The following is a 2,104-nucleotide window of genomic DNA, read 5'->3' on the forward strand; positions in this document are numbered from 1 at the left end:
ATTCGGTGTGGGTGCCCTGCTCGATGATGCGTCCGTTGTCCATGACGATGAGCCGGTCCATGGCCGCAATGGTGGACAGTCGATGGGCGATGGCGATCACCGTCTTGCCCTGCATCATTTCATCGAGGCTTTCCTGTATGGCCACTTCGACTTCCGAGTCCAGCGCGCTGGTGGCCTCGTCAAGAAGCAGGATCGGGGCATTCTTGAGCATCACCCGGGCAATCGCGACGCGTTGGCGCTGGCCGCCCGACAGCTTGATGCCGCGCTCACCCACAAGGGTGTCGTAACCGGTATGGCCTTGCCGGTCGCTCAGTTGGCTGATGAACTCGTCGGCCTGGGCATTGGCCGCGGCGCTGCGGATTTGCGCGTCGGTCGCATCGGGGCGGCCGTAGGCGATGTTGTCACGAATGGAACGGTGCAGCAGGGAGGTATCCTGCGTGACCATACCGATGGCGCCGCGCAGGCTGTCTTGCGTCACTTTTGCGATGTTCTGGCCGTCGATGCGGATCTCCCCGCTGTCGACGTCATAAAAGCGCAGCAGCAAGTTGATAAGTGTGGATTTGCCGGCGCCAGAGCGGCCAACCAGACCGATCTTTTCGCCCGGACGGATGTGCAGGCTCAGGCCATCGAGCACCTGACGTTCGCCATTGTAGTTGAAGCTCACCTTATCGAAGGTGACCGCGCCGCCGGAGGTCACGAGCACGCCCGCGTCCGGTRCATCCTGCACCTTTGGGCCCCGGGTAAAGGTTGCCATGCCATCCTGCACGGTGCCGATGCTCTCGAACAGCGAGGTCATTTGCCACATGATCCAGTGCGACATGCCGTTGATACGCAACGCCATGGCGGTGATTGCCGCCACGGCTCCTGCGCCGACCTCACCCTGGTGCCATAGCCACAGGGCATACCCCCCCGCCGCCATGATCAACGCCACCACCAATGCCTGGTTGACGATCTCGAACTGGCTCACCAGACGCATCTGACGAAAGCCGGTTTGTTTGAAATCCTCCATCGCTGCACGCGCGAAATGCGCTTCACGATTGGAGTGGGAGAACAGCTTCACCGTCGTGATGTTCGTGTAGGCGTCTGAGATACGCCCGGTCATCATCGACCGCGCATTGGCCTGCTCCTGCCCGACTTTCCCCAGGCGGGGCACGAAGTACCACATGGCCAGCCCGAACAACACGACCCAGGCAATGAAAGGCAGCATCAGTTTCAGGGCGAAGCCGCCGGCCAGTGCGATGATCGCGATGAAATATACCCCGATCCCGGGTGCGATCTCGATAAGGGTGAATAGCATGTCGCGCACCGCCAGCGCAGTCTGCATCACCTTGGTCGTGACCCGGCCGGAAAACTCATCGGAAAAAAACGAAAGGCTTTGCCGCAGCATCAAGCGATGGAAGTCCCAGCGCAGCCGCAACGGCAAGTTAATCGCCAATATCTGGTGCTGCACCATGGTGCGCAACGCCACCAGCCCGACACTGGCCACCATGATGATGCCCATGCCCCACAACACGCGACTTTCCTGCGCAGCCGCTTCACCGCCTGCCTGCCAGGTCGAGAGCAGGTCCACGACCTGCCCGAGGAAGGAAAACAGCCAGGCTTCGTAAATCGACACACCGGCACTGAGCAGCGCAAACACCAGAATGTAACCGCGGGCACCCCGCGTACAGGCCCACAGGAAGCGAGCCAGGCCGTCGGGTGGCGGTGGTACCTCGTCAGGAGGAAAAGGGTCGAGCCTYCGTTCAAACGCACGAAGCATGGTGTTCTCCAAAACGATCAAGTTGAGGAGATTCTGCCATTGAACGGTTGCTTTGAGGGGGTTGCGAAGTTAGAGGTATGGCGCTTAGGCAGGTCGCTCTGAGGATTGGGCTGCCGGGGGCGGCCTCTTATACGCTGCCAGAGATCCGCTCGGCAGGGATAAATTTGTCGGTATCGAAGGGGGCTGGCCAAGACCGGACGTTCATCGAAGCACCGCTTTCAGCTGTGGATTCAACCGGCCAAAACAGACATCCCGTTACAACCCCTCTTGGGCAGCAGCTGCCTCTGCATGGGCATCGAGGCAGCTATCCATACTTACGACCTAAGCTTGGAGCAGGTTGTAGAT

The 2,104-nt window shown here is 60.3% G+C and carries 1 protein-coding gene; it reads right to left on the minus strand.

Annotation, left to right across the window (positions count from 1 at the left end):
• A partial coding sequence (locus AC1DLB_RS28365; protein ID WP_477786125.1) for an ABC transporter ATP-binding protein occupies nucleotides 1–1,759 on the minus strand: 1,759 nt, incomplete at its 3' end.
• Nucleotides 1,760–2,104 lie beyond the last annotated feature (345 nt).

Source organism: Pseudomonas sp. 05N434 (genome assembly GCF_056396965.1).